6 protein-coding genes are annotated in these 5,960 nt (G+C 75.7%); 2 read left to right on the forward strand and 4 right to left on the reverse strand.

Going from position 1 to position 5,960, the window contains the following annotated elements:
* The first annotated feature begins 182 nt into the window (after nt 1-182).
* Both ABEB16_RS10175 and ABEB16_RS10180 read left to right on the forward strand, forming a co-directional pair.
* Nucleotides 183-863: a response regulator gene (locus ABEB16_RS10175; protein ID WP_345712144.1), complete on the forward strand. Its 681-nt coding sequence runs from the start codon at nt 183-185 to the stop codon at nt 861-863.
* Nucleotides 860-1,699 (forward strand): DUF4097 family beta strand repeat-containing protein, encoded by an 840-nt coding sequence (locus ABEB16_RS10180; protein ID WP_345712139.1) that lies wholly within the window; start codon nt 860-862, stop codon nt 1,697-1,699. Before ABEB16_RS10175 ends, ABEB16_RS10180 begins: the two co-directional genes overlap by 4 nt.
* Before the next feature lie 29 nt (nt 1,700-1,728).
* Here ABEB16_RS10180 and ABEB16_RS10185 read toward each other — a convergent pair whose 3' ends face one another.
* From ABEB16_RS10185 to ABEB16_RS10200, 4 genes are all read right to left on the reverse strand, one after another.
* Nucleotides 1,729-2,244: a hypothetical protein gene (locus ABEB16_RS10185; protein WP_345712140.1), complete on the reverse strand. Its 516-nt coding sequence runs from the start codon at nt 2,242-2,244 to the stop codon at nt 1,729-1,731.
* Nucleotides 2,245-2,463: 219 nt separating this feature from the next.
* On the reverse strand, nt 2,464-3,411 hold the full coding sequence (locus tag ABEB16_RS10190) for a hypothetical protein (RefSeq protein WP_345712141.1): 948 nt from the start codon (nt 3,409-3,411) through the stop codon (nt 2,464-2,466).
* Between the two features lie 291 nt (nt 3,412-3,702).
* Nucleotides 3,703-4,143: a chemotaxis protein CheW gene (locus tag ABEB16_RS10195; protein ID WP_345712142.1), complete on the reverse strand. Its 441-nt coding sequence runs from the start codon at nt 4,141-4,143 to the stop codon at nt 3,703-3,705.
* Nucleotides 4,143-5,960, reverse strand: a 1,818-nt coding sequence (locus ABEB16_RS10200) for a chemotaxis protein CheW (protein ID WP_345712143.1), incomplete at its 5' end; no start/stop codon positions are given. The genes ABEB16_RS10200 and ABEB16_RS10195, both read right to left, overlap by 1 nt.

A 5,960-nucleotide genomic window follows, 5' to 3' on the forward strand; every position in this document is an offset into this window, starting at 1 on the left:
GGCTCGGGCGGCTCGGGGCTGCGCGGCCTGGCCGACCGGCTGGCCTCCGTGGACGGCTGGCTGCACGTGGACTCCCCCGCCGGCGGTCCCACGACCCTCACCGCGGCCCTGCCGTGGGACGGGCGCGGCCGCGGCGGGGACGCCGGGGGGCCGCGGTGAGCGCGGAGCCGGCGCCGGCGCCGCTGCGGGTGGTGATCGCCGAGGACTCCGTGCTGCTGCGCGAGGGCCTGGTGAGCCTGCTGCACTCCGAGGGCGTCGAGGTGGTCGCGGCGGTGGGCGGTCCCGAGGAGCTGCTGCGCGCGGTGGCCGGGCTCGACCCGGACCTCGCCGTCGTCGACGTGCGGATGCCGCCGACGTTCACCGACGAGGGCATCCGGGCGGCGCTGGTGCTGCGCCGCCAGCACCCCCGCACCGCGGTGCTCGTGCTGTCGCAGTACGTCGAGGAGCACTACGCCGCGGACCTCATCGCCGGCCGCGCGACCGGCGTCGGATATCTGCTGAAGGACCGGGTGGCCGACGTGGACGTGTTCATCCGCACCCTGCACCACGTCGCCGGCGGCGGGGCGGCGGTGGACCCGGAGGTGGTGGCGCAGCTGCTGTCCCGGGTGCGCCGCGACGACCCGGTGAGCCGGCTGACGCCCCGCGAGCTGGACGTGCTGCACCTGATGGCGGAGGGCCGGTCGAACTCGGCGATCGCCGCGCAGCTCGTCGTCAGCGACAAGGCCGTGGAGAAGCACGTCTCCAGCATCTTCATCAAGCTCGACCTGCCCCCCGACGGCGACGACCACCGCCGGGTGCTGGCCGTCCTGCGCTACCTCGACGCGGCCGCGCACGGCGGCCCGGCCGACCGGAGGACCCCGTGAGCACGACACCCCTGCAGGTCCCCGCGCCCGAGCTGGCGGCGCAGGACGACGACTGGACCGTCCCGCCGCCGCGGGAGCACCCCGGCCGGGTCGCGGCGCTGCTGCTGGCCGCCGCGTTCGGCACGACGGCCGCGCTGTCCGCCCTGGGCAGCCTGACCGCGCCGACGGAGAGCACCACGCGCGAGCTCGCCGGGACGGTGCGGGTGGTGCGGGCGCTCAGCGAGGTCGGGGACGTGGACGTGCGGGTGGTGCCCGGTCTGGACGCGGCCCGCGTCACGACGACCACGCACGGCAGCTGGTCGCAGCCGCGGGCGGAGGCCGAGCTGCTCGGCGACGGGGTGCTGCAGCTGAGCGGGGACTGCGGGGACGCGGCGTGGTTCTGGCCGTGCTCGGTGTCCTTCGAGCTGGAGCTGCCCGCCGCGGTGCCGCTGGAGTTCCGGACGCAGACCGGCGACGTGGACGTCGACGGGGCGTTCCCCTCGGTGGTGGCCGAGCTGACCACGGGCGACTTCGGCTGGGAGCACCCCGCCGGCGGCACCCTGGACCTGCGCAGCACCACCGGCGACGTCGACGTCGAGGGCGCGGTGTCCGACCTGCGGGTGCGGGCCACCACCGGCGACGTGGACGTGGAGCTGCGGCAGGCGCCGGAGCGGGTGGTCGTGGAGACGACCACCGGCGACGTGCACGTCGAGCTGCCCGCCGACGGCACCGGGTACGACGCCGACGTCTCGGCCGGCGTCGGGGACGTCACCGACGACGTGCCGGTGGACCCCGACGGCCCGCTGCTGCAGGTGCGGGCCACCACCGGTGACGTGACGGTCCGCGCCGAGGGCTGAGGTCGGGGCCGGCGCCGGCCGGTGCGGGCTCAGGCCGGGCCGGCGGCGCGGGCCTCCTCCACGGCGACGAGGGCGGCGCGCAGCCGCTCGATCCAGTCGCCCTCGTGCTGGCCGACGAGCCGCACGCACCACGCCAGCGCCTCCGCCCGGGAGCGGGCGACGCCGGCGGCGACGAGGGTGTCGAGCACCTGCCGCTCGGGCTGGCGCAGCCGGGTCATGACGGGCACGGCGAGGCTGGTGAAGACCGTGCGGGTCTCGCCGCAGGCGGCGCCCCAGGCCACCTTGCGGCCGAAGCGGCGCTCGGCCTCGTCGGCGATCTGCATCCGGCGGGCGCGGGTGTCCTCGCGGAAGCGCGCGATGCGCCCGGCCTCGGCCTGCCGCCGGGCGGTGTCGTCGCCCTGCCCGTCCTGCTGCTCGTCCTGCTGCTCGGGGGCCGGGACGCGGCCCACCACGAGGATCTCCTCGCGGTCGACGCCGATCTCGGGCACCTGCTCGAACCAGTCGGCGGGCAGCCGGCCCCGGAACCACGCGGTGATGTCGCTCATGCGTTGATTACACGCTTGCAGGGCTTACGGGGCAATGCCCGTTCCCCCACGGCGAACACCCCGGGGCCGCCACCGCGCCCATCTCCGGGTTTGCGCGCCCTAGACCCACCCGTTCCGCGCCCATCTCCGGGTTTCGGCGCTCCCGTGCCACCCGTTCCGCGCCCATCTCCGGATTCGGGCGCCCCAGGGCGCCCCGGGTGCCCGGAGCGCCCCCGGGCCTCAGCCCAGCGTCGGGGGGGCCGGCGGCGCGGGCGGGAAGGCCGCCTCCCACGGGCGCAGCAGCATCTCGCGCGACTCGCTGCCGAGCATGTCCGCGACGACCTCCGCGTGCAGGGCGCCGCTCACCGCGTTCCACACCCCGCTCGCCCCGTCGGCGGCGTCGAGCCCCCCGGCGCGGAACGCCCGCACCGCCAGCAGCTGGGCCTCGGCGGCCGTGCGCACCCGGTCGGACATGTGCACCGCCCACGAGGCGTCGTGCACCGCGGACGCCCACGCACCACCGCTGGCGCGCACCGCCTGCGCCGCGGCCCGCAGGCGCGCGCGGTCGTCGGCGTCGAGGGAGGCCAGCAGCGCCAGCAGCTCCACCGCGCCGGCCTGGGCGTGGCCGAGCCCGGCCGGGGTCCGCTGCAGGCCCGGCAGCGAGCGCACCGCCGCCAGGTAGGGCCGGGCGAGGTTGCGGCGCAGGTCGGCGGGCAGCCAGGACGACAGGTACGCCGAGACGGCAGCGTCGGCCAGCACCTCCGCGGCCCGCGAGGCCTGATCGGTGCGCACGCCCACGCCCCCGTCGTGCGTCCACGTCCAGTCCAGGACGTCGTGGTGCACGAGCCGGACGAGGGCGTCGGCGTCGGCGACGGTGCTGGCCTGCAGGACGCGCACCACGCCCGCCTCGACGCGCGGGCCGACGACCTCCTCGGCGAAGTCCCCGCCGGCGAGGCCGGAGGCCACCTGGGCCAGGACGTCCTTCATGCGCGGGACGTTCTCGGTGATCTCCCGGACGCGGTCCCAGGCCCGCTCGCGCAGGACGGCGTCGTGGCCCTCGGCGAGCACGGCGAGGTCGTTCGGGGTGGCCGCGAGCCCGCGCAGCAGCACCTCGGCCACGGAGTCGCCGCCGGGCAGGCGGACGAGGTCGAAGCCGAGGACCGGCGAGCTGACCAACGAGTAGTGCATGGCAGGACCTCCTGGATCGACCGGGATCCCCACGATGGCACCGCGTGAAACCATCCCCCACGCAACGTCACGCGAACGGGTGCACGGCGTCGCGCGGCGCGACCCGCGCGGCGGCACCCCGCGACCCTTCCGGCAAGCCCCTCCCAACGCGCCCAAACCCGGAGATGGGCGCCCCAGCACCCTCTCCAACGCGCCCGAACCCGGAGGAGGGCGCCCCAGGGCGGGCGCCTCGGATGCGGCGAGGGCCGGGACCCCCTCGTGGGGATCCCGGCCCTCGGGTCGCGCGCCGGCTCAGGCGGCGAGCACGTCCTCGATGTCGAGCACCTTGTCGACGTCGAGCACCAGCAGCAGCGCGTCGTCGAGCTTGTACGCACCGCGGATGAGCTCGCGCACCGGCCCGTTCAGCGTGTCCGGCGGCGGCTCGAACGTGGCGTCGGCGGCCTCGATGACCCCGCCGATTGAGTCCACCAGCAGGCTCCAGACCTCCTCCGCGGCCCGGACCACGACGTTCATCGCGACCTGGCCCTCGGGGCGGTCCGGCAGCCGCAGCCGGCGGCGCAGGTCCAGCGCGGTGACGACCTGCCCGCGCAGGTTGATCAGGCCGGCGACGGCGGGCGGGGCGAGCGGGGCGGGGGTGCGGGGCTGCTCGGTGAGCACCTCCTGCACCCGCCGCACCTCCACGCCGAACAGGTGCCCGGCCAGGTGGAAGGTGGCGTACTGCGTCGACAACATCAGACCCCCAGTTCGGCGGTGGCGGCGGCGAACTCGGCGCGCGCCTCGGCGGAGAAGAAGTTCGGGTCGGCCGCGAGGATCGCCGAGCGCACGTCGAGCAGCTCGGTGACCCGGTCGCGGATGACCGCGGAGCCGACGAGGCCGGAGTCGTCGATGTCGCTGTGCGCGGACTGCTGCGACACGATGTCCACGATCTCGTCCACGACGATGGCGACGCTGCGCCCCCGCGCGGAGTACACGACGCCCGGCAGCGACTCCTGCTCCTGCTCGTCGTAGCCGCGGAAGCCGCCACCGAGGTGGTCGGACAGCCGGACCAGCGGCAGGATCTCGCCGCGGTAGCGGACCACCTCGCGGCGGCCGACGCGCTCGATGTTGGCGACCTTGAACTCCTCCAGCCGGGTGACGACCTCCAGCGGGATGGCGACCCGCCGGTTGCCGCCGAGACCGACGACCAGGAGGCGCTGCTCGTCGCCACCGGCGGCGGCGGCCGAGGCCTGCGCGGCGGCGGAGGCGTGCTCCAGGCCCTCCGAGCGCATGGTGCGCCGGGCCAGGGACTGCACGTCGAGGATCAGCGAGACCCGGCCGTCGCCGAGGATGGTGGCGCCGGCGTAGCTGCCGATGCTCTTGAGCACCCCCGACAGCGGCTTGACGACGATCTCCTCGGTGTCCAGGACGCGGTCCACGACGAGGCCGAAGCGGCGGCCGTCGGACTCCAGCACGGCGATGACGAGCCGGTGCGGCTCCTCCTCCCCGGCCGGCCGCTGCAGGCCGAGGGCCTCGTCGAGGCGGACCAGCGGCAGCAGCGCACCGCGCAGGCGGTACACCTTGGCGCCGGCGACGTCCTCGATGGCGTTGGCCATGCGCTCGGAGTCGAGGCTGACGAGCTCGAGCAGGTTGACCTGCGGCATCGCGTAGCGCTCCCCGGCGCACTCCACCGTGAGGGCGGGCACGATCGCCAGGGTCAGCGGGATGCGCAGCCGCCAGATGGTGCCCTGCCCGGGGGTGGACTCCACGTCGACGGAGCCGCCGATGCGCTCGATGTTGGTCTTGACGACGTCCATGCCGACGCCGCGGCCGGAGACGTTGGTGACCTTGGCGGCGGTGGAGAAGCCCGGCATGAAGAGGAACTGCAGGACGTCGTTGGTGGTCATCGTCTCGAGCTTGGCCTGGCTGACCAGGCCCTTCTCGACGGCCTTGGCGCCGATGACCGCGGGGTCGATGCCCTTGCCGTCGTCGCGGACCTCGACGAGGACCTGACCGCCCTCGTGGGCGGCGCGCAGGCGCAGGGTGCCGGTCTCGACCTTGCCGGCGGCGCGGCGGACCTCGGGCGGCTCGATGCCGTGGTCGACGGCGTTGCGCACGATGTGGGTCAGCGGGTCCTTGACCGCCTCCAGCAGGGTGCGGTCGAGCTCGGTCTCCTTGCCCTCCATCTCGAGCTTGATCTTGCGGCCGAGCATGTTGCCGAGGTCGCGGACGACGCGGGGCAGCTTGGACCACAGGTGCTCGATGGGCTGCATGCGGGTGCGCATGACGCCCTCCTGCATCTCGCTGGCGACGAGGTTGAGGCGGTGGCAGGCGCGGGTGAGGTCCTCGTCGCGCAGGGAGCTGGCGCGCTGCAGGATCTGGTTGCGGGCCAGGACGAGCTCGCCGGCGAGGCGGACGAGGGTCTCCAGCAGCTCGACGTCGACGCGGACCGTGGCCTCGGTGGCGGACTGGCCGCCCTGGCTCTGGCCCGCGGCGGGCGCGGCGGCGGGCGCGGCCGGTGCCGCCGCGGCCGGTGGCGGCGCGACGGGGGCGGGCGCGACCGGGGCGACGGG

The sequence above is a fragment of the Kineococcus glutinatus genome, assembly GCF_039542765.1.
GTDB classification, from domain to species: domain Bacteria; phylum Actinomycetota; class Actinomycetes; order Actinomycetales; family Kineococcaceae; genus Kineococcus_A; species Kineococcus_A glutinatus.

Bases quoted from the DNA above. Each gene is read 5' to 3' on its own strand.
- ABEB16_RS10185 (WP_345712140.1), bottom strand. From the start codon at position 2,244: ATGAGCGACATCACCGCGTGGTTCCGGGGCCGGCTGCCCGCCGACTGG.
- ABEB16_RS10195 (WP_345712142.1), bottom strand. From the start codon at position 4,143: ATGTTGTCGACGCAGTACGCCACCTTCCACCTGGCCGGGCACCTGTTC.
- ABEB16_RS10190 (WP_345712141.1), bottom strand. From the start codon at position 3,411: ATGCACTACTCGTTGGTCAGCTCGCCGGTCCTCGGCTTCGACCTCGTC.